This is a genomic window from Citrobacter sp. Cpo103 (assembly GCF_030332605.1).
Taxonomy (GTDB): Bacteria; Pseudomonadota; Gammaproteobacteria; order Enterobacterales; family Enterobacteriaceae; genus Citrobacter; species Citrobacter portucalensis.
The window spans coordinates 79,646-104,563 of sequence record NZ_JAOWHO010000021.1 but is presented as its reverse complement, the minus strand read 5'-3'; the positions used below and the strand labels follow the sequence as shown (position 1 = coordinate 104,563).

The 24,918-nt window shown below is 50.9% G+C and carries 22 protein-coding genes; 4 read left to right on the top strand and 18 right to left on the bottom strand.

Going from position 1 to position 24,918, the window contains the following annotated elements:
- Positions 1-23: 23 nt before the first annotated feature.
- The 18 genes from modD to OGX89_RS04605 all read right to left on the bottom strand — a co-directional run bounded on the left by modD (position 24) and on the right by OGX89_RS04605 (position 23,055).
- Positions 24-881: a ModD protein gene (gene modD, locus OGX89_RS04690; RefSeq protein WP_126957285.1), complete on the bottom strand. Its 858-nt coding sequence runs from the start codon at positions 879-881 to the stop codon at positions 24-26.
- Positions 878-1,690, bottom strand: a complete 813-nt coding sequence (locus OGX89_RS04685) for a class I SAM-dependent methyltransferase (RefSeq protein ID WP_063940854.1) — start codon at positions 1,688-1,690, stop codon at positions 878-880. The genes modD and OGX89_RS04685 overlap by 4 nt, the downstream gene beginning before the upstream one ends.
- A 9-nt stretch (positions 1,691-1,699) precedes the next feature.
- On the bottom strand, positions 1,700-2,461 hold the full coding sequence (locus OGX89_RS04680) for an ABC transporter ATP-binding protein (RefSeq protein WP_003833537.1): 762 nt from the start codon (positions 2,459-2,461) through the stop codon (positions 1,700-1,702).
- Positions 2,458-3,417: a FecCD family ABC transporter permease gene (locus OGX89_RS04675; protein ID WP_323848232.1), complete on the bottom strand. Its 960-nt coding sequence runs from the start codon at positions 3,415-3,417 to the stop codon at positions 2,458-2,460. The genes OGX89_RS04680 and OGX89_RS04675 overlap by 4 nt, the downstream gene beginning before the upstream one ends.
- A 26-nt stretch (positions 3,418-3,443) precedes the next feature.
- Entirely contained in the window at positions 3,444-4,466 is a 1,023-nt protein-coding gene (locus tag OGX89_RS04670; protein ID WP_126957281.1) for an ABC transporter substrate-binding protein, read from the bottom strand.
- Between the two features lie 207 nt (positions 4,467-4,673).
- Positions 4,674-6,386, bottom strand: a complete 1,713-nt coding sequence (locus tag OGX89_RS04665; protein WP_126957279.1) for an alpha,alpha-trehalase — start codon at positions 6,384-6,386, stop codon at positions 4,674-4,676.
- 170 nt (positions 6,387-6,556) lie between these two features.
- Positions 6,557-7,987 carry a dihydroxyacetone kinase phosphoryl donor subunit DhaM gene (gene dhaM / locus OGX89_RS04660; RefSeq protein WP_063940851.1) on the bottom strand — a complete coding sequence of 477 codons (1,431 nt, stop codon included), beginning with the start codon at positions 7,985-7,987 and terminating at the stop codon, positions 6,557-6,559.
- A gap of 10 nt (positions 7,988-7,997) precedes the next feature.
- The gene (gene dhaL, locus OGX89_RS04655) at positions 7,998-8,630 is read right to left on the bottom strand and encodes a dihydroxyacetone kinase subunit DhaL (RefSeq protein ID WP_020996617.1); all 633 of its coding nucleotides are present in this window, start codon (positions 8,628-8,630) and stop codon (positions 7,998-8,000) included.
- Between the two features lie 11 nt (positions 8,631-8,641).
- Positions 8,642-9,712, bottom strand: coding sequence for a dihydroxyacetone kinase subunit DhaK (gene dhaK, locus OGX89_RS04650; protein ID WP_003833521.1), 1,071 nt, complete (start codon positions 9,710-9,712; stop codon positions 8,642-8,644).
- A 275-nt stretch (positions 9,713-9,987) separates the two neighbouring features.
- Positions 9,988-12,099, bottom strand: coding sequence for a hypothetical protein (locus OGX89_RS04645; protein ID WP_126957277.1), 2,112 nt, complete (start codon positions 12,097-12,099; stop codon positions 9,988-9,990).
- A gap of 38 nt (positions 12,100-12,137) precedes the next feature.
- Positions 12,138-13,997, bottom strand: a complete 1,860-nt coding sequence (locus OGX89_RS04640; RefSeq protein ID WP_126317872.1) for an STY4199 family HEPN domain-containing protein — start codon at positions 13,995-13,997, stop codon at positions 12,138-12,140.
- Between the two features lie 396 nt (positions 13,998-14,393).
- Positions 14,394-15,668, bottom strand: a complete 1,275-nt coding sequence (locus tag OGX89_RS04635; RefSeq protein ID WP_032943729.1) for a Glu/Leu/Phe/Val family dehydrogenase — start codon at positions 15,666-15,668, stop codon at positions 14,394-14,396.
- Positions 15,669-15,990: 322 nt separating this feature from the next.
- Complete coding sequence (locus tag OGX89_RS04630) at positions 15,991-16,959, bottom strand: Csu type fimbrial protein (RefSeq protein WP_126957275.1); 969 nt, start codon at positions 16,957-16,959, stop codon at positions 15,991-15,993.
- 13 nt (positions 16,960-16,972) lie between these two features.
- Positions 16,973-19,258 carry a fimbria/pilus outer membrane usher protein gene (locus OGX89_RS04625; RefSeq protein ID WP_126957273.1) on the bottom strand — a complete coding sequence of 762 codons (2,286 nt, stop codon included), beginning with the start codon at positions 19,256-19,258 and terminating at the stop codon, positions 16,973-16,975.
- A gap of 55 nt (positions 19,259-19,313) precedes the next feature.
- Complete coding sequence (locus OGX89_RS04620) at positions 19,314-20,036, bottom strand: fimbrial biogenesis chaperone (RefSeq protein WP_003833508.1); 723 nt, start codon at positions 20,034-20,036, stop codon at positions 19,314-19,316.
- A 14-nt stretch (positions 20,037-20,050) separates the two neighbouring features.
- The gene (locus OGX89_RS04615) at positions 20,051-20,581 is read right to left on the bottom strand and encodes a Csu type fimbrial protein (RefSeq protein ID WP_126957271.1); all 531 of its coding nucleotides are present in this window, start codon (positions 20,579-20,581) and stop codon (positions 20,051-20,053) included.
- A gap of 309 nt (positions 20,582-20,890) precedes the next feature.
- Positions 20,891-21,622, bottom strand: a complete 732-nt coding sequence (locus OGX89_RS04610; protein ID WP_008784993.1) for a MerR family transcriptional regulator — start codon at positions 21,620-21,622, stop codon at positions 20,891-20,893.
- 203 nt (positions 21,623-21,825) lie between these two features.
- Entirely contained in the window at positions 21,826-23,055 is a 1,230-nt protein-coding gene (locus OGX89_RS04605) for a diguanylate phosphodiesterase (protein WP_286560004.1), read from the bottom strand.
- A 318-nt stretch (positions 23,056-23,373) separates the two neighbouring features.
- Here OGX89_RS04605 and ycgZ point away from each other — a divergent pair, with 318 nt between their 5' ends.
- The 4 genes from ycgZ to OGX89_RS04585 all read left to right on the top strand — a co-directional run bounded on the left by ycgZ (position 23,374) and on the right by OGX89_RS04585 (position 24,908).
- Positions 23,374-23,610, top strand: coding sequence for a regulatory protein YcgZ (gene ycgZ / locus OGX89_RS04600; RefSeq protein WP_003833500.1), 237 nt, complete (start codon positions 23,374-23,376; stop codon positions 23,608-23,610).
- Between the two features lie 40 nt (positions 23,611-23,650).
- Complete coding sequence (locus OGX89_RS04595) at positions 23,651-23,923, top strand: hypothetical protein (protein ID WP_003833498.1); 273 nt, start codon at positions 23,651-23,653, stop codon at positions 23,921-23,923.
- 34 nt (positions 23,924-23,957) lie between these two features.
- On the top strand, positions 23,958-24,224 hold the full coding sequence (locus OGX89_RS04590) for a biofilm/acid-resistance regulator YmgB/AriR (RefSeq protein ID WP_003833495.1): 267 nt from the start codon (positions 23,958-23,960) through the stop codon (positions 24,222-24,224).
- 132 nt (positions 24,225-24,356) lie between these two features.
- A complete protein-coding gene (locus OGX89_RS04585; protein ID WP_003833493.1) occupies positions 24,357-24,908 on the top strand; it encodes a LuxR C-terminal-related transcriptional regulator in 552 nt (183 codons plus the stop codon).
- Positions 24,909-24,918: the final 10 nt, after the last annotated feature.

The following is a 24,918-nucleotide window of genomic DNA, read 5'->3' as shown; positions in this document are numbered from 1 at the left end:
TATTTTTAGTCCATTTATTAATGTTATATGCCACGTGCGTCCGGGCTCAGGCTAACTTTGATATCCGCAGGCGGAGCGTAGTAAGGCGCGGAAGTGATGAAAAGTCTGATGCCACAGTCGAGATAACTCGCCAGCGAGGCGAGGGTAATGCCGCCAGTCAGCGCCAGCGTGCAATGGGGGGCCAGAAAAGGTGCCTGGCGGACAATTTCTGTTGCTTGCTCAGGGGTAAATTTGTCGAGTTGCAGGACATCAGGCGCGGCGCGAAGCGCGGCTAATGCCTCATCTGGTGTATCTGCTTCAACCACGATCTTTTTTTCTGGCGCATGGCTGCGTAAGCACGCAATCGCACCTGACCAGTCGTTTGGGTTGGTAAGAAAATGACGGTGATTAGCAAACAGCAGTACCGTTTCGGCGCATCCTCCGCGATGGATAATGCCTCCCGCGGCGAGTATTGCCTGAGTCGCCAACAAACGCGTGCCGGGAATGGCTTTGCGGGTGCAGGCAATCTGCCCATCAGGATAGCGTTGGCGCAGTTGGCTCAACATGCTCTCAAGATAGCCCGAAACCCCGCAGCTCCACTCCAGGACATTTTGTACCGCTTTCCAGCCCTGGTGCAGCGCCGCCGCATTCCCATGTGCGCAAATCAATCGCTGTCCTGCACTTACCTGTTCACCATCGGCAACCATGTCGCTGATGGTCAGCCCTAATGAGGCGAGCATTTGCCTGGCAACTGCGGTGCCGCTAACGCACCCGCCCTGGCGATGGTAAAATTCCATAACGCCCGGCTGTGCGCCAATACCCAACGCGCGGGTAGTCAGGTCGCCGCCCTGAATATCTTCCAGCAGCAGCGCGTCGGTTTGCGCCTGCGAAAAGTAGATCATTGCAGTGCCTCCCGCGGAACGCTGTCCCACCAGATAAGCGCCCAGTCACGGCTGGCGGGGGCAATCGTGCGTGGATCCTGCTGTTGATACCAGGTTTCCAGACGTTCGACCTCGTCGGCGCTTAGTTCACCCATACTCCAGCGCACGTTTTCCAGAAAACGCGTCCAGGTACTGTTGTCCTGCTGGCAGTTGGGTCCGCGGATAAAATCAACATGCGCGTGGATCCCCATCTGATACAGGACATTAAGCGCATAGATATAGTTGGGAAGCTCAATCACTTCGCGGCCCAGTGCACGCTGAATGGTGGGGGAAACGAAAGATGAACTGACGAGATGAGTGGTGTAAACCCGCAGTCGGGCCTGATTATTCAGTTTGGTCATCGCCTGGCGCATATCGGCAACCAGCGTAGAGCGCGAAGCGACGGCGATATCGCACTGGGGTAAATCATCCCAGTGTTCCTCCCAGGCCCGCTGCACCCACTGTACGTGACGGGCGTTCATTTGCGCAGCGCGGCGGGCAGCTACGCTCAGCATTCCCTGGCTGTAATCTACTCCGTAAACTATTGGCATCTTTTTAGCCAACGCCAGCGAAACCGTACCGGGACCGCAGCCCATATCAAACAGCGACTCCGCCCCTTTCAGGTCGATTTTTCCCAACAGCTGTAGCAGATAGCTGTCGGTTAATGAGGCGCAATTCTCTGCCATTTTTTCCGCACGCTTATCCCAGTGCTCCGGTTTTTTCTCGGTTCTGTTCGCCAGCTGTAACTGTTTACGGTAAAGATCGGCAAAATCAATGTCGTCAATGAGCATTCTTATTCCTTAGTTGTGTGAGCCAAAGAGGTGATGGGCGATTTGTGACGGTGTAACGCGATACAGCGCTGCCAGACGATCGGTGGCGAGCTGCTGTTCAGGAAGCCCCTGCGACACTGCACCGTTCGGTTCAACGCGTACCACGCTGTCGGCGATTGCCCGGGCGTGCAACGGATGATGGGTCGACATCAGCAGGGCCATACCCGAGTTTTTCAGCGTCACTAGCGTGTCGAGCAGACGGATTTGATGCCCAAAATCCAGGCTGGAAGCGGGTTCATCCAGCAACAAAAGACGCGGACGCTGCGCCAGCGCGCGGGCTATTAACACCAGTTGCCGCTCTCCGCCGCTCAGCGTGTTCCAGCGTCGGGGCGCCAGGTGAGAGATTCCCAGCATCGTCATCTGCTGGTGCGCATTTTCACGCTCTTTAGCGCCGGGAACCGCAAATGCCGCCAATTGCGGGGCCAGCCCCATCATCACCATGTCCAGCGCAGTGAAGGCAAACGCGCCGTCATGTGCCTGAGGAACCCAGGCGATAGCGGCGGCGCGTTGCCGATCGCTGAGATGATTTATGGCGACGCCATCAAGCAGAATGTCACCGTGAAGCGGCGAAAGAACGCCGAGAATGGTGCGCATCAGGGTGGTTTTTCCACTGCCGTTGGCCCCAATCAGACAACAGACGGAGCCGGGCGAAACCTGAAATGAGACATCGCGTAACACGGGCTGGTGACTGTGGTATCCCAACGACGCATGGCGGAGGGTCAGAAGCGTCATGGGCGATTTCCCCGTAGCAAAAGCAGCAAAAAGAACGGTGCGCCAATAAATGCCGTCAGGATCCCCAGCGGGATTTCTGTGCTGCTCAGCGTGCGGGCAAGAGTATCGGTGAGCAGTAGCAAAATGGCACCGACCCCCATGGAAACCGGCAGCAACTGCTGGTGGTTATTGCCACTGAGGAGTCTGCCGATGTGCGGTACAACCAGCCCAATCCAGCCGATAATGCCCGCGATGGCAACGGTACAGGCGGTGATTAACGTAGCGCAGACGATCAGTCCCAGCCGCAATCGCGAGACGTTGATCCCAAGCGATCGTGCTTCATCATCCGACAGGGTGAGCAGGTTCATGCGCCAGCGCAGCAGCAATAGCGGGACGAGTCCTGCGAAGATCAGCGGTGCCGAGAACCACAGGCCGTGCAGCGTGATCGTCGATAAACCGCCAAGCAGCCAGAAGGTGATAGAGGGGAGTTGGGTATACGGGTCGGCCAGCGTTTTGATGAGTGAAATTCCCGCACCGCATACCGTACCCAGCGCAATCCCGACCAGCACCAGTGTTAACACCGGGTCGTGTCGCTTGACTCGCCGGGTAATTAACCAGACACCGGCGACCACGAATAAACCGCCCATGAACGCATACAGCTGAATGAACAGGATCGGTAAACCTAACAGGATTGCTAAACAGGCACCTAAACCCGCACCCGCCGCCACGCCGAGAATATCCGGTGAGACCAGCGGGTTGCGGAACATACCCTGATAGGTGGTTCCTGCGCCCGCCAGCGCCGCGCCGAGCAGCAATGCAGCCAGTATGCGCGGCAGGCGGATTTGCCAGAAGACGATTTTGTCCTGCATTGGAACGCCATCTGTACCGGCCACGAGATTCAGAACCTGCTGTGCATCCAGGTGATACGCGCCTGATACCGCGGCGACGCTCCCGCAAAGCACCACCGCAGCAATCATCAGAAAACCGAGGGTTGATGTTTTCATCAGACTGCCACCAACCTTTGATACTGTGCGTCGCTTAGCGTGGTGTGCCAGAACAACTCACTGTAGCGCTGCATATCAGCTTTAAAGCTCGCGTTAACCTGAGGATCAAGCCAGGCGTGCAGGCGGCGTAACCCCAGTAAACGGTTGATGCCGGGAGGTGCATCCAGCCAGCCAAACGGCAGACCGCTGAGAAACAGAATGCGCCGGTCAGCAACCGCTTTGACTCCTTGCCAGACCGGATCTTCTCGTAGGAACTGCGCTGTCACCGCATCCTGTACCAGGATAATATCCGGCTGCCAGCTGAGCAGATTTTCCATTGAGACCTGTGTGAGCCCCTGTCGTCCGGGGATGTGCGCCACATTGTGCAACCCCAATAGTTCTGCTGCTTCGGTATGCAGAGAACCTTGTAAACCAGTCTCCAGTCCTCTGGCACCGCGCGCGGCATAAAAACGCAGATTCGCCGCGGGTGAATGCGAGAAAGCTATTGCATCATCGATAAATCGACGGGCCAGCGCGGCCTGCATTGCGGTTCGCGAGACGACGCCCAATACTTCACCGACTGCGCGCAGCTGTTCTGGGGTATGGCGCAATTCGCCGTTAATCAGCAGCCAGGGAATGTGTGTTTGTGCGCTCACTTGTCTGGCCTGAGAAAGCCATGTTTCATCGGCATTACCGCAGTCAATAACCAGGTCAGGTTTGAGCGCCAGGAGTGCTTCAAGCGAGAGTGTGCTGGCGCGCCCCGCCAGCCTGCCGAGTTTCAGCAAAGTCCGAATGTTATCGTTAAACGGGATGGCGGTCTGGCGAGAGAAATCAAAGGAGGAAAGCCCCACCAGTTTTTCCGGTGCGACGGCCAGCAGCAGCATGTCAGCAGGTGCGCCCGCGCTGACCACGCGTTGGGTCATTTCTGGCTTCGGAGAGTCTCCAATAGCCACAGTCAGCGAGGTTTGAGCAAACGCGGGAAGATGGCGGAGCAGCAGTGCAGATGCCACGAGTTGGGCAAACATCCGTCTTGTCAGTGGCATTATTGTTATCCTGAAGGTTACAAATTCGCTATATATTTACATATACAGCGAATAAAAACATGTTCGGAATCAATTTATCACGGATGAAAACCCCGGATACCCCATAAGGGCTAGAGGCCATAGAGACAGCTGGAAGGGGGAAATATAAGAAAGAAAAATCCGCGACGAAGCGCGGATTCAGGAAGTAAAACGGCTCAGGCTATGATGTTATGGCGTCGGTTGAGTCTGTTTTTTAGACTCGACTGGCGCTGTACTTGCAGGGGTAGGTCGCGACGCGGGTACGTTGTCACAGGGCTTTTCTTTGGCGCAAATCAGGTCGAGCATTTTCAGCGTTACGCCGTTGGTCCAGCCGAAACCATCCTGCAACGGATACTCACCGCCACCACCGCCGGTTCCAGTGGTGCTCACGTCATACTTCTCAACCAGCTTTTTCTCGCGATCGTAGGTGTGTTGAACATTGGTGAGGAATCGCCAGGTTACGTCCATGGCGACGTTATCCTGACCGTAATTCTGTAACCCGGATGCGGCGACCCACTGGAGCGGAGCCCAGCCGTTGGGGGCATCCCACTGCTGGCCGCTTTTCACTGATGTGGTAGCAAGGCCGCCCGGTTGCAGCAGATGTGCCTGGGTGGCCGTGGCGACTTTACTGGCGCGATCTTTTGCCGCCGCATTGACATACAGCGGGAACAGAGCGGCGGCCGTGAGCTGGTTGCGTACTTTGTGGCTTTTCAGATCGTAGTCGGCATACCAGCCTTCTTTGTCGTTCCACAGGTACTTCTCGATCCCTTTTTGTCGGGCATTAGCGAAGCCATCGTACTGCGCCGCTTTGGCATCATCACCGGCAGCCTTGCTGGCGAGGGCGATCATTTTTTCCATTTTGTACATCAACGCATTGAGATCGACCGGAACGATGCTGGTGGTGCGCAGAGTGCCCAGCTGATTAGGATTGTCCATCCAGCGGGAACTAAAATCCCAGCCGGACGCGGCAGCTGAACGCAGGTCGCGGTAGATTTCTGTGGCCGGGCGGTTTGGGTTGCTTTTAGCGGTGGCAATATCCTCTACCCACGACTCTGGCCGAGGCGAATCGCGCTCATCCCAGTAGCGGTTCAAAATGGTGCCGTCATCCAGTTTAACCACGCGCTTATTTTGCTGACCGGGCTGGAGTGTTTCGATGCCTTCCATCCAGTAGCTGTACTCTTTGAGCATCTGCGGGAGGTATTTTTTCAGCGCATCATTCCCGTCGTGCTGCGCCAGCAGTTCAACCATAAAGGCAAAGAACGGCGGTTGCGAACGGCTCAGGTAGTAGGTGCGGTTACCGTTAGGAATGTGTCCCCAGGAATCAATCTCGTAAGCGAAGTTTGCCACCATGTCCGAGACTTTATCCCAGTGATTGCTCTCGGCAAGCCCCAGCATGGTGAAATAGCTGTCCCAATAATATATTTCGCGAAAACGCCCGCCAGGTACCACATACGGCTCCGGGAGCGGCAGCAGCGAATCCCATTTTTCAGCGGTGGTGGTCGAACGAGTGAGTACTGGCCACAGTCCGTCAATATGTTCGCGTAGTGATTGCCCGGCCGGGGGCACGTATTTCTCGCCGTCTTTCGGCAAGGTGAAATTCACTTGCACAAAATGGCGTAAGTCGAATCCGGACTGGTTTTTCTGCATCCGGTAATCGGCAAGGATCATTAATGGATCGCTGTTTGGCACCGCGTCGGCAAAGGTTTTCTGGTCAGGAAACAGTTTGGCTGTTTGTACATCGTTAAACAGGGGACCAAGCAGAATATCAGGCGGCGCAGGCGTAGCGGCTGGTGCGTCCTCGGCGTTGACGGTAAAAGAGGAAAGGGCAAAAAAGGTGCTTGCGAGCGTCAGTTTTATTGCAACAGAGAGCAGGCCAGGATGGCGAGTTGCTGGCGTTATCATCGGTTAATCTCCTTAGCGGCGTGCCGAAGTAGCGGCATTTACCATGAGAAAACCTTAGTTCAGGAATGACCGTTGCGCGTGATCGGCTCCCCATTTTGCGAATAAACAGACATTTCCCGACGTGAATAGAGAAGAAGCACACCCTTTGTTGGAAAGGGTGTGCTTCGGAATCAGTTTGCGCGGGTTATCCGCTGTGTGACACAGTCAATGGTCAGAGTATCGCCCATCTTGATGCTATCGAGAGCCGCGCCTTGCTGACACATCCAGCACAGACCCATTTCACGAGCGATAATCGCCGGATGCGAGGCTTCGCTGCCGTCCCGCAGGCAGATACCTTTGATGGTCTTCGGATCGAGTTGCAGTACCGTAGACGGATAAATGACATCAGCGACCAGGATAGTGGGGCGCAAAAATGCGGGAATTTGTGCGCTCTCTCCCGTCAAATGCTGCAGTGAACGAGACAGCAAATCTTCAATATCAATGTATCGCGCCTGCAGATAAGGATCATCGAGCTGTAAATACTGCTGGCTGAGATCGCTCAGCACCTGATGCCAGGCCCAGGCGGCGCTGCACTGCTTTTCGCGCATTACATCGCAGGCCATTTCAAAAAGTTCAGGATCGTCCAACAGCGTGTGGTGACCGGAGAAGATGGCAGCGATATCTGCGGAATATCGTTCTTCAGCAAGTGCGGTGAGTTCGCTCAGATCGTTCAGCGTACTTTGGATGGCGGTCTGTAATCGCTGCTGCTCAGCCTGGAGTGATGCGGCTAACTGCGGGTTTACCTCGGGTGAGAACGGCGTGTAACAGAATGCCGTCCCCGTGACTTTTGAGGGAGCCTGAGCTGCCTTGTTATCAGCATTAGCGGACTCGAGCGATTCACCAAAATTCTCTGCTGCCAGCTGTTTAAATGCGGCTAGCGCATCCTCTGCCTGTTCGCCTTTGGCAATCAGGCGCAGCGTGTCATTACAGCGAACCTGCAGCAGAGCTATCTGATTCAGGCTATCAGGAACCACACACTTGCCGTTTTTCTCCAGCCACATGTCGGCGTTAAAACCAGACAACGCGGAAACCAGCCGCGAAGCCGGGCGAACGTGGATGCCGTTAGGGTTTTTCACCACAATGGCAACAGAACGGGCATCTGCATCGGGAGACTGTACAGCAGATGCGGGTTTCGCTGCGGATGGCGAAGGTAAACCCAGTTGCTCACATTTGGCGTCGAGGGCGTTCATGGCATCACGGATGACCCGATCGATATCAGCACCCGCGGCGGCGCTAACCGTCGCGGCCAGTGTGCCTTCAACCAGTGGCGCTGCGCACAAACGCACTTTGGCGGCAATGCCAGGGTCGAGCAGTTCCAGCGCGGTTTCCGCACTCAGTAATGCACTACCGATATCCATCATCACCAGCACGTGGTCCGTATCGGCCACGGACTCGATGGCTTCCATCACCTTGATCGGATCGGTGCCAATCGGATTCTCAGGATCATCAATGCCTGCGGCAATGGCGATTTTGCAATCACCGCCCATTAACATCTGCCGGGCCAGCGCACCGACGCCTTCGCCCAGTTGGGCGCTGTGAGAAACAATAACCAGGTTTACCATCGCTTTATCCTTACTCTCTGGACGCCTGAGCCAGCATTTGCATCATAAACATCACCGACGTTGCGCCGGGATCCTGATGCCCAATACTGCGCTCACCAAGATAGCTGGCACGGCCTTTGCGAGCCTGCATGGTGATGGTGCTTTGTGCTGCGGCTTCCGCTTGCTGGCTTGCCGCTTCCAGCGCTGCTTGTACACTCAGTTTCTGCTCGCAGGACTGGCGTAAGGACTCGACTACTGGCAGCCAGACGTCGCACATGGTTTTGTCGCCAGGTTCAGCCTTACCGCGGCTAATCACACCTTCTGCGCCATCACGCATCATTTGATACAGCTCTTCAAGCGTCAGGCTTTGATGAGCCTGAGTCACCTGAGCGGCGCGAATAAAAAAGGTGCCAAACAGCGGTCCACTGGCCCCGCCGACGCTTGAGAGCAGCACCATACCGGTGTTTTTCAAAATAAAGCCGATGTCTTTGTCTGCGATGGACGGCAGCTTTTCAACGACTTTGCTGAAACCACGATGCATGTTCAGACCGTGGTCGGCATCGCCGATCTCCCGGTCAAGTCCGGTGAGAAAATCACTTTCTGTGGTGAAGATCTCGCCGCAACGATAGAGCCAGTTAACAATTTGCGTTCTGTTGAGGGACATCATAAATCTCCTTATTTACCCCAGTTGAGAGCAGGGGTGTGAACCGGTGCATCCCATAAGCTCAGCGTTTCGTCATCTACCTGTAACAGGGTGATTGAGAAACCGGTCATATCCAGAGAGGTACAGTAAGAGCCGATCAGGTTGCGCTCAATGACAATGCCTGCATCCTGACAACGGCTTTCGAGGCGGTTATATACGCCGAAGAGTTCAGACAACGGCGTCGCGCCGAGATTATTGACCAGCGCAATAACGCGATCGCCACTCTGTAACGCCCGCTTGCTTTCTTTACCTTCCTGCCACGCGCCCTGGACGTTGTCCCAGTGGCGGAGTGTACGGCTGTAGTTACCGTTTTCCAGCAGGGTATCGAACATTTCATCAACGGTCTGATCGAGAGAGGTGAAGGGGCGACGGTCTATGCCCGGTTCCCCGTGGATACCTACGCCAAATTCCATTTCGTTATCCTGCAGCGTGAAAGACGGTTGTCCGGCGGCTGGAACGGTACAGGCACCAATGGCTATGCCAATGGAGTGGCCCTGGTTATTCAGCTTACGGCCCAACGCCGCACAGGCTTCCAGCGAATCACCACGTTCGGCGGCCGCGCCGACCAGTTTTTCGATCAATACGGTATTCGCCACGCCACGTCGACCGGCGGTATACAAACTGTCTTTCACCGCCACGTCGTCATCCACCACCATGGTGGTGACTTTGACACCGCTTTCGTGCAGCAGCTCGGTAGCGGTTTCGAAATTAAGAATGTCGCCGGTGTAATTTTTGATTATCAGCAGCACGCCTTCGCCACCGTCAATTTGCATGGCGCATTCGAACATTTTATCCGGCGTGGGTGAGGTAAAAATCTCACCCGGGCAGGCGCCAGAGAGCATGCCCTGACCAATGTAGCCGCAGTGCATAGGTTCGTGTCCGCTGCCGCCACCGGAAAGCAGTGCCACTTTGCCCATCACCGGCGCATCTGCGCGGGTGACATATACCGGATCCTGATGCAATGCCAGGGAAGGATACGCTTTCGCCAGTCCGGCGAGTTGTTCATTCAGTACGTCTTCAACACGGTTGATCAATTTTTTCATTATTTATGCTCCGCAGACAGTCCTGGATGGCTGCCAAATTCGGGCAGGCATCTGATGTAGGGTATCGGTTGGTTCAACGTCACGGCGACCGCTCGCTGCCGATAAGGTAATTTTGCACACGGGTACGCAAAAGAAAATTGCTGTGAAGGGCGTTTCAATACGGAACATTAGCATCTTTTAATGTTCCATATTGAAACGTGGTGGTGCATAAAACAGCGGAAGTGAGAGATGCGGCAAAGTTTATGCTGACGGCATCATGAGTAAAACGTTATCCCTTACTCTTCTTTGCCATTAAAATCGAAAAACCAGAACAAGATAAAACCAATAAAACCAAAAATTAGCAGAATAGCCAGGGTATAGACTTCATATCGCGCGGCATCTGCAGCAATCGCCTGTAACTTGTCCATTGCTGGGGCTGGCTGCTCTTTGAATAGCATGAGTTGCCATTCATAAAGGTTTGTTGTTTTTATCTCTTTAATCGGTTCCCAAATATGGTTAGCCGCCGCGCCGAGTGCTAAAGCAGAAAACAGTGCGCCGTAAATACGTTGGCGTTTTTCCTGACGCTGACTAATAGCCTGGCGCATGAGCTGATCCAATTGCTCTATCTGCGTCATGAGCTCCTGACGTTGCTCAGACAATCCCCACTGCCGAGAGAGATCTTCACTCAGCTGGTTATGTAGGGCATCGTTGCCGACTAAAGCACCTTTATTCATGGCTTTTAGCGCCTGGGCTTTGGTTTCCAGCATCATTTCGGACCAGTCAGATAGACGACGAATTTTTCCCTTTCGGTTGTGTTTTTGCTGCGACTCGAGCAGATCCTTGAGCCACTGTTCAATCTGTTGGGCAGAGTTCGCCAGAAAATTTTCATACTCATGGCTTACATCCGCTACAGAAATGGCCGCTTTAATCAGTATCGCCAGATGTTTATCCTCTTCTTCGCGACAGAAGATTGTGACGCCATGACGGTGAGCGACAACCAGAATATTGCTGTACCATTGGCAGTGGTACTCGCTGGTGGGGGGGAGATCCGCAGGACTCCTAACGACGCGCGTGCTATCGCTCTGTGCTGCCAGCCACGCATGAAAGGTGGGGGTATCGATCATTCGCATCAGCGGGACGATCGTAATATCACCACCCTCCGGGATGCGATGCTGATAGACACGAATGCATTTACCTTTTGTGCGGCAATCAAGTTCGGGTAAAGCTATTGGCACAATGGCGTTATCAAGATAACGGGTAAAATAATTTTCCCAGATTGCGGGCAAAACGTCTTTTTGCCAGGTCAGTTTCGAGGCGGGCTCTCCGGGCGCAAGCTGCTTCGGTGCCGCAATTAGCGTCATTCTGCCTTGATCGTCGTACCAGGGTTGGTTCGGTGCGCCTGGGATCAATTTATCGCTTCCGGCCAGGCGATAGCTTTCGAGAAAACGCGGAGTATCGTGCGGGCGTAGTCCTTGCCAGGCCACATCTTCACGTTGTTCCAGAGCGGACCACAGGGCATCAAGGCGTGTCCCCTGAATCGGGTTGAGCGAAATAACGATATCATTTCCCGTACCCGCTTCTCGCGGTCGATAAATGGCCAGCAACCCAAATCCATTGTGCGTCCAACTGCGTTCTTTATCGCAGCGCGCGAGAATTTTCAACATCCCAGAAGGGAGCGTTTCGGTAATAAACAATGCATCAACCACCGTTTGCCGCCGGCCTGTGCCGAGATCCAGCAGGAGTTGGCAGGTAACCGAACGCTTGATCACGTGTTGGTAAATCTGTTGCTCATACGCCAGACTTGCGACCGCACTTGCATAACATTGCGTGTGCATGGGCATAATGCCTGCGGTGGGGTCTGGGTTGGCTATCATCATATCGCTCAACAGGCGAAGGCAGGCCAGCATGTTGTGGCGAACAACGACAGTATCATCCATGGATTGCTCGCACAGGCTGCTATGCGCGAGTGCGGATAACAAGCAAGCGGCAGAACGAGTTGTATCATCACCGTCCAGATAAATACCGCTTTCCCATGCGGTGACGTATTCCAGCCACGGATGTGTTGATAGCGACAGCGAACCAGCGGCATCGAGATGGTTCAAAAACAGCAACAGCGTAAAACAGGTATCCAGAGAGAAATCTTCGATAACGATTCGTTGTATTCCCTGGACACTTGAGAGTTTACTGCGCCATATAGACCATTGACGATCGTCGGCATTTGCCACCAGTTCACTCACCGAATTGTAGTGACCTGCACGGTATCCTTTGTTATTGAGCGCGACACCCTTATGGCTTTCCGTATCATTGCCGTCGCCCAATCCGATCAGTAGGCTGCCTGCCGGTGCATCACGCTGCGACGGATTGAACTCGAAAGTAAACAGCGGCCATGCATTATTGAATGCGAACATATAATTCTCTTTCGATGAATGTGTTGTTGGATCGCTCATTATTTGACTACGTTATAAATGACCCGTTGTGAGCGACTCCAGTTATCGCCAATCGCAATATTGGGTTCATGGTTTTCTTGTTTTACGCAGTAGTTCTTAACCAGGCTTTTTAACTCTGCCTCGTTGAGTGTGCCGAACATCAGACGCGTATTCAGTTCTTTCAATAACACATCATGGAGTGAATAAGTGGTCGGTCTTTGCAGTGAAAATTGCGCCGCGTCAGCCAGTAACTCACGCGCATTATCGGCCATCAGACGGCGCTCACAGCGACCTGCAGGTTCATTTTTGGCCATTTCTTCATCGTAAGCTTTCTTCTGGGCTTTCTCAAAATTAAGCGCTCTGTCGAGTTCCGCTTTAATACCCTGAACATCCTTGGCAGAAGAACAGAATGTTTTTAAATAACGAATCTGTATGGGGGTCAGCGTGCCATTGTGGTCCGCTTGCTGACGTAATTTACCGGCCATTCTGAGGCAGCCGTTTTTTTCATCCATCAACGATGCTGATTGTAATAGGGCATTCAACGTTTCCTGGCGATCTTCCAGTAATGCGGCTTCGGCATAATACAGTTTCCAGCGCATGCCTCCGGCAAGAAACAGATTGACAACCTGGGTATCACCGCGATCGATAGCGGCGCGAAGATTTTTTTCATCCCAGGCAATGCCGATATTCGCCAGTTCTTTACGCGGATCGTTACTGGTTTCTTTTTTCGCCCCAGCAACCGTTTTACCCACTTCCCCGAGATCGCTACGGATGGACTCCGTATTCACCAGCGTCTTGGTTGAGGTTCCGAAAGTCAGTACTGAGCCAACAATAATGACGACGATACCGCCCAGCACCCAGGCTACTCGATTGCGAATGATGCGCGTATCAATTTTGATTTTTCCAATATCCTGAGCCTGAGCCACCAGATCATCCTTTATTTCCTGAACGTCACCGCCGAGATCTTCAATTTTTTGGGCTGTCTGTTCGAAATAGTGAGCAACCTCAGCATTGCTGTCATCAAAAAAGCGATCAGGGTTAACTTTTACCCGGCCTTCGTCGAAGGCCTCCTGTACCGGCTCAGTAATTTCTTGGTAATAGTAATTCACCAATGTTGTTTGGACGGAGGTTACCCGCTTATGATGCGCCAGACGGTTGCGAATTACGCGAATATCGTCAAGAAAGGTATTCAGTGTTCTACGTTTATCGTTAACAAAGCTGAGCAAAGGGGTATATTGATAAAGTGGAGAGTAGTGGATGGGATATTCGTCTTTATCAATAAATAGTGAGGCGAGTTCACTGAAAAGGGTACCGCTCAATACGTCATCACGATCGGCAACGTTGAGCCATTTTTTTACACGTTCCTGACCAAATAGTTTGTTTAGGTGCTCAAGTAGGGCTTGTTGGTTATTGTACGCTTCATTAATTAAACTACGAATGGTCAGCTCTAATGCTCGTACCTGCTGCAAACTACGTAACTGCTTTTCTTCGCCTTCGTTATGCAGCGTCGTTGAATAAGTTAATTGAGGCTGTTTTTCTCGCAAATATTCGAGCTGCCACAAAAAACGCAACGCGGCAATGGTCAGATTTCTGTCGGCAGGCTGGCCATCTGTATTTCTGCCGAGCCATTTGTTCAAGGTGCGTAATGCCGCAAGAAAGCTCGCCATTTCCTGCTCATTATAGTTAAACCGGGCCGCTACACTGCTCCAGTTGCCCAATCTCTCTCGGGCTTTATCAAGTGAATAATAAAACGTATCAGGCGAAAGTTGCGTGGGGGCTGGCATACCCAGCAGGGATAAGATTTGTGGAAATGCGCTGTCGAAAAGAGACAGGCAACGAGTAAAATCGTTGTGCTCAGAAGCAGATGAATGATCGACCATTATATTCTCACGTGGTTATTCGCTGAGTTTTCCCGGCCCGATCTAATCGCACTGTGTCAGGCAACTTTCCCTGCAGCCAGAATGCCATAATTCGACAATTATTCGGGATTTTTAATCAGTTCGTCAATATATATGGGGGGCGTAATATTGGTAGTAGACATTGCAACCAATAATGCGTTGCTATGGGTTCTTAACGCAAATTATGGTTGCAGCGATGGAATTTAATGTTTATTGGCTAACAAAATGCGCAGATATTGGGTAAGTAAAATGCAGAAAGCGGGGCAGATGAATCAGGCTACTACACGCCAATAATGCCACAAATAATGCAGCATTATTGGCGTAACTCACGACTGGCGTTTATCGTCGGTCAAAAACGTTGGCGTATCTGACGTCGTATTAGCCCGGATAAATTCCGCGATCTTTACGTGCCAGCAGAATGCGTTCGCAGGCAACAATGTAGGCTGCGGTACGCAGGGAGCAGGATTTCTCAGCTGCTTTTTCCCATACGTGCACCATCGCATCAGTCATGATTTTGTCCATGCGATTGTTGATCTCTTCTTCACTCCAAAAGAAGCTTGCCATGTCCTGGACCCATTCGAAGTAGCTGACGGTTACGCCGCCTGCGTTACATACGACGTCAGGTACCACGATGATACCGCGGCTTGCCAGCATATCATCGGCATCCGGGTAAGTCGGGCCGTTAGCGCCCTCAAGTACCAGTTTGCAGGTCAGTATTTCTGCACGCTGACGGGTAATCTGTCCTTCCAGCGCGGCAGGGATCAGGATATCCATCTCCACGCTCCAGAAGGCTTCGCTGGCGATGGTTTCAGCGCCTGGGAAACCGGCAATCTGTTTGTGCTCTAACTGCCAGGCAGACAGCGCGGTCATGTCGATACCCGTGGAGTTAAACAGCGTTGCGGTGTGATCCTGAATTGCGACGACACGCGCACCCGCTGCGGCGAACAGGCGGGCGGCTTCGCTGCCGACGTTACCGAAACCTTGTACCGCCACGCGAGCGCCTTCAACTTCAATGTTCGCACGACGCGCAACTTCCAGACCGCTGACGAAAACGCCGCGACCGGTGGCTTTATCACGGCCTAACGAGCCGCCGAGGTGAATAGGTTTACCGGTGACCACACTGGTCACGGTGGTGCCGTGGTTCATGGAGTAGGTATCCATCATCCAGGCCATGACTTTTCCGTTCGTACCTACATCCGGCGCAGGAATGTCTTTCTGCGGCCCAATGATAATGCCGATTTCGCTGGTATAACGGCGGGTTAAACGCTCCAGTTCACCTTCAGAAAGTGAGAACGGATCGACGCGCACACCGCCTTTGGCTCCGCCGTAGGGCAGATTCAACGCTGCGCATTTGATGGTCATCCATGCAGACAGGGCCATCACTTCATTAAGATCAACATCAGGATGATAACGCACACCGCCTTTGCCCGGACCGCGGGAGAGGTTATGTTGCACGCGATACCCTTCAAAATGACGGATAGTGCCGTCATCCATCTGCACCGGGATATCGACAATCAGCGCGCGTTTTGGGTGGCGCAGGGTGTCCACCCAATGGGAAAGTTCGCCCAGGTAAGGGGCCACACGCTCGATTTGTTGCAGGTAGGTATTCCAGGCAGATGTGCTGCTATCTGAAGCGTAAGATAACTTATCCATGATAAACCTTAGTTATAAAAGTAATATGTTCTTAATTTGGCCGTGGTATACAGTGAATCTCACCATATAAACCTAAATTTAACATTTTTTTCATAGAACGGCCTGCCTGGCTAACACGGATTATCGGTATGATTAGTGTGGGTTTTGGCTTGGTGGTGAATATTTATTCTTTATTTTGGCTGTAATTGCGGTTTTTTTGCGGTTTATGTAGTTTAATATGCATAACTTGTAAAAATCGCAATTTGTCAGATTTATGACGCACCTCTAAAAGTAAATAATATGATAATAAAATGTGTTTGCTTTATTGCTGTTAAGCTGGGCGTCAGTAGGTCACGGCGATGGTGACAGTATCGGCATAGTTGTCTGGCGTGTAGTTCGCGCTGGGAACGGTGGCGTAAACCGGGTAGGTAGTCGTTGTCCCCGTGCCGCTGCCCGCAACGGTATTAAGCGCAGTATTGCCCCAGATCGTACCGGAAGGACCTGGCGTCGAACTAAGCTGGTAGGGAACTTTATCCGTATTTGACCCCGTGCCTGCCATCACGCCGCTGCCTGCCGTATTGCCGTTGGAGGGTTGAAGTCCGATGGTGTAAGGCGTGTTATTAGAGCAGGCTACGCCTACGTTATTTGACGCCGTGAGATTACGACCCGTTCCGCTGGTGGGAGCAAAGCTGATGTTAGTCGCGGAGGTGATATTACACTGTTTGCTGACAGCAGCTGTGACGGTGAAAGGAAACCTGGCGGCAACGGTATCACCACAGGTGGTCGGCGGGAAAAGCAATCCAGGATTAAGGGTGACAAGGGCTGTCGCCGCCGTATAGCTATCCTGATAGTTTCCGGGGACGGCGGCGATTTGTGGCGTGACGATCTGCACCGATACCGTGAGTGAACCCGTCACTGGCGTCAGATTCAGCAGGTTAAGCTGTACCATCGGAAAAGTGGTTCCGGTCTGGTATTGGCTCCCCCAAATTTTGCTGTGTCCGGGATCCTGGTAAAGCTGGTATGCCAGCGTTCTGGCGGGGTTTCCGCTTAACGACATATTTCGCGGTGTCACCTGGCCACTGACGGCCGAGGCGCCAATATTAAAACAGAGATTGATCCCTGCCAGCACGTCACCAAGCTCTTTGGTGCAAGTGTAACTGAACGTCATTGATGACGTTGCGCCTGTCGCAGACAGTGGATTGACCGAACCTAAATTTATGGGTTGCACATTGCTCACCGAACAGGTTACCGCATGGCTAATTGCCGGACAAAAAAGTACGGCAGCGATGAGTAGCTGATGTCTTAACCTCATGAGCGCACTCCTGTTAGTGTGGGCGACAAACCAGTGGGCCTATTTGCGTAATCCCCTTTGCTGACGCGGGATAGTCAAATTGCACGCGACAACTACCGGTGTCCGTCTCAACGCGCAGCGTGTTGTGCTGCTCCAGGGTGTCGAACCATGTCATTCCATCAAAGCCAACGACAGACGATTGTCCTTTTCCGTTGATGGCGTAAGCCATGCTGCCTTCAGGAATTGGCTTACCCTGATTATCGACGAGGATAATCTGCGCAGCGCGGACGGGGGTGATGCCAAAGCTAACCAAAGTACCGGAACGATCGGCTGGCGTGGCATTCGTCTCAACGCGTGCGATCCGCACATTGCTGGGGAGATCCATCGGGTCAATACTGATCAGGTTTTTTTGATAACTGTTGAGCGGCGTGACCAACAGTAGTCCCTGGTCATCGCTGCGACCAATCAGGTTATTTTGCAATTTGACCGGAACATCAGGCACGCCGTCAGTTGAAACCACGGCAAAACCATTATTGATTTCTCTTGCTGCAAACAGGCCGCCTCCCATGGTCACCAGCGATCCGGTTGCGCCGGCATAACCGTAATGGTTATCCGGTAAACGGCTGAATCCCGCGTACGCTTTACCATAACGTCCCAGATATCCCACTTCTCCCTGGCCACTTTGCCGGGAAGCCTGCTGACTGGCGGCCAGATTCCAGCCCCAGCCGCCGTCGGCAGGGGGCGTCAGGCTGGCATTGAGCTGGTAGCCGGTTTCGTCGTTGGTACGTTGTAGGGTGCTGCTGGCGCTCAGATTGTTGTCGGTCGTGATCGTCACCATCAAATAGAGACTGCGATCGCGGTTATCGTCAATGTTCTGATTGAATCCGGCATTCAGTGAGATGTTGTCTGTAACAGACTTAAACCAGCTGGCGTTGGCGTAGCGCACCGCATTTTCGTGTGGATAACGAAACTGCAAATAGCTCAGGCTGACATTACCGGCTGCTTCCAGCGAATAGCCAATAACAGTGTTGCTGTTAAGCGTGGGGGGCGGCTCGCCGTAATGGGTGGCGACATCGCGATAATCGCCGGAAGTTGCCGTGGTACTGGTACTGAAATTAAACCGTTCACCGGACCAACGGTAACCAAAACTGTACAAATAACCGTTCTTTCCTGAGTCGGTACTTGCGGCAAGTGAGGTCGAAAACGTGCCGCTGCGGGTTCCCGGGATCCAGTCGTTACTGAAGCCCGCGTTAATCAGTCCATCGCTGGTTTCCGCATGAGTCCCGGCGGTGAACGTATTGCGAAACCCGCGACGCCACGTAGCGCTCAATACTGGTGCGCTGGCATAATCAAAAGAGGAGTAACCATAATTTTCGCGTACCGTGCCTAATTCTGCCGACCAGGCGGTTAATCCTTCCCGCAGGAGTTGCTGATCGTTGTAGAACGAGAAATTTTGTACGCTCGTTCTGCCCAGCGCATCTGTCATCATTACCTGACCCGTTCCCGCGCCGCTGATGTTAGGCATTGTGTTGATCTGAAAGCTACCTGCGGGGACTTCTCCGTTGTAGTACCTGACGCCGTCGACGTACAGCTCAACGTTTGACGGTAACGTCGCGGATCCCAGATATGCTGGAAGCGGGGTGGTTGGCATATAGGGCTGCAACCCAAAATCGGTGCCTATCTGAATGCCGCCGATTCGCGTCGGTCGGGACCAGATGAGTGAACTTGTCAGGGTATCGCCAACGGTTAACGCCAACATCGAATCAGGAAATGACGTACGCCAGCTGGTATCAAGGCGCTCAACGCTGTTATCGGCATATTCCTCGGTAGAGTACTGCGTCAACTGGGTGGTGCTGAGCACGCCGGCCGCATTGAAGGCGCGAATTTCGCTGAAGGTATTGATTGCACTTTCATCCCCCTGTTGCGTATAGATATCATAATTGAGCAGCGCCCCGCGTGATGTTGTTGCCGTTGGCACGGTTTCGGTGGGCGAGTTAAGCTGCGTGGTCGCAAGATCGAGTGAACTGAGTGGCGCAGTAAGCGAGAGCGTTTGCAACTGAACGTTGTAGTCAATGGTTAGCTGGGGGATATCGTTCAGGCCGACGGCGTTAGTGGCGTCTGGAGCAAAGCGAAAGCCCATTTTACGCAGAGTATCTGCTCCTGCATAAAGCTTTCCATTATCGTAGCCAAAATGTACCAGCCCAACGGGATTTCCATTTAAGGTGACGTCGAGATACAAATCGACACCCGTAATCTGCGAAGCGCTATTAATAACACCACTTTCATTCTGGTTATTATTCAGCGTTTGTGCGCAAACCATTCCCGATATTAATACTCCATTGAGAAAGCAATATTTCACCAGAAGCCAGGATCTGTTACAGATCTTGTACTGTTTTTTGGCCATTGATTGTGACTTCAACTTTCCCGCCATAATGATTATTCCTGGCTGACGGGGAGACTATCCAGCGCATTGTTGAGCCGGGTAAAACGTAGCCTAATAGTCCGGGTGTAATGACTTTTTTAGTACCATCAGGGCTTATAAATGTTGCAGCAGATAACTGTGCATGCCCATTTCCCTGATTACTGACTTCAATAAATTTTTTGCCATCCAGTTGTTGTAATTTCCATTGTAGTTTTGCCTGCGTTTGTGCCGCTGATGTTGGTTGAATGAAAACAGGAACAGAATAATGCAGCACAAACTGAAGCTTGTTTTTTTCGACTTTTGCAGGCGGTAACTCATCTATCGATAAACGATAAGCGTCTTCGGCATGTGCCGAGGGAGGGCTTGTGCGAATAACTCGAATCAACTGACGTTCTCCTGGGGCTAATGCCAACATCGGCGGGCTAATCACCAGCCCCTGAGAGGGGGAAAGTTTGTCGTCATAAGCGCTTTGACTCCAGCGAAAAACCCGAACCTGGGCATTGAGCACATTTTCACCCGCGTTACTCAGCCAGATACCATCGGCATTTTGCGTCGCTTGCAACGTTAACGTGACCGGGGCTATTTGCAGTCCGCTGGCGGTGGCTAGATTGACGCTCGCAACCATCCCTAGCAGGCATGCGCAGGCACACTGCTTTACAGGCAGTTTTACTCTCATATGGCTTCCAGAAGTTAGTAGTTAACGTTAACCGTTACCGTATCGGCATAGTCGTCAGGAGTGAAGTTGGCGCTCGGTGCGGTGGCATAAACAGTATACGTTTGCGCCAGACCTGTACCCGTCGCCGCTACCCCATTCCCTGGTGCGGTGTCGGTGGCGGTATTCCCCCACACCGGACCTGTTGCTGACGTACGATTTAGCTGATAGGGCACTTTATCGGTATTGGTGGCAGCGTTAGCTACGGAGGACATGGCGCCCGAACCCGTTGTCGTCCCTCCATTGGCAGCCGACGGTGCCAGACCGATAAAATAGGGTGTGGTTTTTGAGCAATTAATTGAAATAGTGTTGCTTGCACTGGTATTTGTCGCCGTGGTATTCACCGGACCAAGTGTAATATTTGAAGCCGATCCGGCAGTCACGGTACAGGCCTTTTGAATCGTCATCAGCACCTGAAATGTTCCGTTAACGGTTGCTGCATTTGCCACAGAATTAATGGAAAAGGCGCAGCAACAAAGAATTAAGCGTTTGTCTAAGACTAGAGCCATATCCTTTACCTTTTTCAAATAACCACATTTATTACTTTAGAAAAACAATAATGTGGCACAAGAAGACATAATTTAACCCTAGAATAAGTATTAGACGTACGCCAGTTGATCTAATGAATTTTACTTAGGAAAAAGGTGATATCGTCTGCAAAAAAATAATACCAATGGGTTAGTATATTGTTTTGTTTTTATGCTATGGCCGAGGTTAAGTCAGGAGGATAGAGGGCAACATATTCCTTGGATGGTACTCAAAATAACCACCCACAAAATGAGAGTTGTATGATTTATCTTACACGTATTACGTGTAGGTTATGGGCTGTGGAAAATGACCTTATAACCTTGTTCATTCCAGTGTTGGAGCAGTTCATTTTGTCTGCGGGTTGGCGTAATACCGGTCCAGACAAAAAGGGTTTGCCCAGGGAAAAGTTCGGGTCTTGGCGATTCAATGGGTTCAGCCAGAACGGCAATGTGCCAACCAGATTGCGATAAGCGCCAGGCTTCGAGCCACAGACGGGTTCTGTCTTCAACATCCCAGGCCATCAGGAGGGCATCCTTTCCTGACTTGCGCCGTGTTTCAGACAGCAGTGTGGCAACATATTCAATCAATGCGCCATCAAGCATGCTGTTCATTATGCGGGATGTATTATGGTCAAGTATCAGCCGTTGACGTACGGGGAGATAAACGTGATCGATCAGCGCATCTACAGGGTGAACACGACCGAGTGCGGTAATTTTGGCTCGCAGCTTCGGTGGATGCGCCATGCGAAGAATGCTCATCATCTCTTCTTGTAATTGATTCCAGTCGTCGTCAGCTTGACGGGTACTGGTTTCCAGCAATGCCTTAACTTTCCCAACAGGTATGCCATTGCTAATCCAACGTTTTATTTCTTCAATACGCTGAATATCTTCTTCATCAAAGAGTCGGTGGCCACCTTCACTGCGTTGAGGTTTGAGTAAACCGTAACGTCGTTGCCATGCCCGAAGGGTGACAGGATTTATCCCGCAACGTTCTGCGACATCCCCAATGCTGTAATAAGCCATAGTTCCCCCGGACACTCCTGATTCTCCGTCACCGATATGCGGTTCCTGTTACTTTGTACAACATGCATCAAATTGTACAAAACATACAGAGGATTCTAGCAAAAATAAGATTTACTTTACTATCACGCAGGGAGTAAATGCTGAATTTTTATGTTCAGCATGAGGGCGGTTGTGGTGATTGTTTATTTATAACAATGCGTTAGTTATTTTGACGCTGAGAAATCATTTTTCTCTGGCCATGCAACAGACGGAATACCATTCAGGCAGGCTTGTGCAAAAAGGTTACCCTGGAAGATTTCAATACCTGCGGACTCAAGCCACATCCACTCTTCAGGTTTTTCAACGCCGACAGCGGAAATCATGATTTCCAGTGAAGTGCAGCATTTGATAATTGCCTGAATGATGGCCTGTCTTGGTCCACTTTTATGAACATCCGTGATCAGCTCGCGGCTTATCTTAATTCGGTCGGGTTGAAAACGAGACAGAAGCTGAAGCCCGGCAAAACCTGCCCCAAAATGATCTATCGCCACACAGATCCCCGCAGCCTTGAGTGACTTTACGGCCTGCGCGAACGTATCAAAGCGCGATATAACTTCGCTTTCGGTAAACTCTACAATGATTTGTTCAGGCACCAGTCCGTGCGCCGCGATTTCGTTTATCAGAAAGCTGACTGCATCGGGTTTGTTTACCAGGGTCATGGGGAGCAGATTGACTGACAGCATTTTGTCGTTAAGTCCCAGCGCGCTTGCCATTGCAAAAGCAGTCTTTTTGCTTTGCAGATCCGCGGTATACAGTTCTTCAGGATTTAAGTTGCCAAAATAAGTTGCGGGCGTTTCACCGTCTCTACCACGAATAAGTGCTTCCAGAGCAATGACGCGCTGCGACATAGGATCGATAATGGGTTGAAAAGCAAAGCTGAAATCGATATTGGACGGGAGTGTGCTTTCATCCAGGAGAGTACAAGAGTTGTCGGCAATAAAACTCCAGTAATCAGGAGCAGGTATTTCAAAATAACTCGATTTTTCCGTCGCAAGGATAAATGTGCGGAAAAACTGTAATGCCCGGTCATCATAGGTGAGCTGAAATTTTGATGTTCCCTTGTTAAGTACCGCTTGCAGGACGTCATTGCGTTCATGTTTTTGTAAATCAAATAACTCCATCCCCACCTTTCCGAATCTTCTCGCAGGCGCGTAATCACACATCAGCTCAACGATATTGTGGTGCCGTGGATCGTTACATATACAACGATAAATCTCTTTTACCTGCTCCTCAGGACCTTCAAGCAGTTGGAAAAAGTGGCGGCCATTAAAGAGTAAAATCCCCGTAACATCGGATCGCCGGTTTTTTAGATTTGCGGCTGTCACCATATCCTCAAGCGCTCTGAGGGGGGCGTCATCACGTAGATGGCTACGGTAAATAATGGTCGTGAGCATGGGCAGTCCGGGATCAAGGGAAGGGAAGAGCTATGTACAGTATCAAACAAACCAGCTTATGTCCTGATTCTAATACATTATTCTAACTTTATTTTTACAAACAAAGGTCCTTAAACAGATCGAATTCATTTGTTAAAAGAAGTGAATTGTACAAATGAATTTGATTTTATGTGGTTGTATATTAATGCAAGTTGTTGATTATATTGATTTAGCACTTTTTGATAAAAATTGATGGTTCGTGTTGTACACATTTTTGGTACAACTTTGCTACTGTTATAAAACTTAATATTCACCAGCATTTTGTTACAGGAGCATGACATGCAGCAGCATACCGTTCGCACTGATACTGCAAGCGCGATTTCTCGTTACTTTGCGAAGGCGCATCTGCCAACTCAACAGGAAACATTGGGAGAAATCGTCACTGAGATACTCAAGGATGGACGAAATCTGAACCGCAAATCACTTTGCACCAAGCTTCTGTGTCGTCTTGAAAAAGCATCCGGGGAGAAAGAACAGAAACATTACAATGCGTTAATTGGCCTGCTTTTTGAATAAAACAAACCCCTTACTTATAGGGGTAAGTAGTGAAGGAGTTATGAAGAAAACTGATAGTGAACGCCTGAAACATGAAATTACAGGTTTGGCTGTGCTAGAAATTTTGCGAATGCATACAGACGTTTCGTTAGCTGCAGTGATTAAGCAATTGCGACTTATGCAGGCCAGTGAAATAGATAGCACACGCAAGCAATTAATTGACAGCGTTATCAATGATTTTACAAACATTAATCCGGGGAAGATAAGTAGAAAACCGGATAAAACCAGAGATGAGAGTGCTTTCAGTGCCAGCAAAAACCCTAAATTACATTAAAGATAATCTTCCAGACTATACAAGCGAGGTTACCATGCTTAATGAAATTAATGTCCACAGTGTAATGACGGATAAAGCTTTATCAAGTTACTTCCATAATGCAGGTGAGCTATTAGCAGATGAGTCTGCGGTATTGGGGCAGGCGGTAACAAATGTAATTCTTGCAGGTGATAATGTTAATAATAAAAACATCATTTTAAGCCTGATTGGTTCTCTGGAGTCAACAGTTGACGTTGTTCAGGCCGATATTATCAGAAAGACCCTGGAAATAGTGTTACGCTACACAGCTGACGATGTCTAAAAAGTCTTCATATTAATATAATATGTACAGCACCTTTGTTATATGCTGAAAGCACTCATGCTGAGCATTTTTTGATTAAGACTATACATAGCACCTTCTCTAGAACAATTGTGATTTTTCATTGAGGCCATAATGATGAACATCGTTCAGGAATACACTGGAAACGCAGAGTTATGGATTGATGATATTTTTATCAGGCAAGGGTTAAAGAATATTCTTGCAGATATCGTTTTTGAAGATGATAAGGCGCGACTGGTGTTCTTTACCGCGAATCACTTTAACGCGGTAAAAAGACAAAATTACGATCTGAGTACGCATCGTCTGGTACTGCTGATTGATGGTCATCTGTACAGATATCTCAATGATTTATCACTTTACAGACTGCCAATAGATGTTAGCGTTGCCACATTCAAACAATTTATTATTGATATTACTCGTTCTGGCGGTATACACGACAATCAGTCGGAACTAAATATTTCTCTAACTGCGCGAGATAAATATATTTTAACGCAGTTAGGGGAGGGGCGAACTATTGTTGAGATATCCGCCTTGTTAAATCTACATTTAAAAACGATTTACCAGGCCAGGCAGAATCTGATCAAGAAGCTTGGTTGTTCTGGGCTGATTGATTTTCAGGGAATACTGCGAGCGAAAATATTCCGTAACTGGCTGGAACATGCCTGAGTAAATCGAC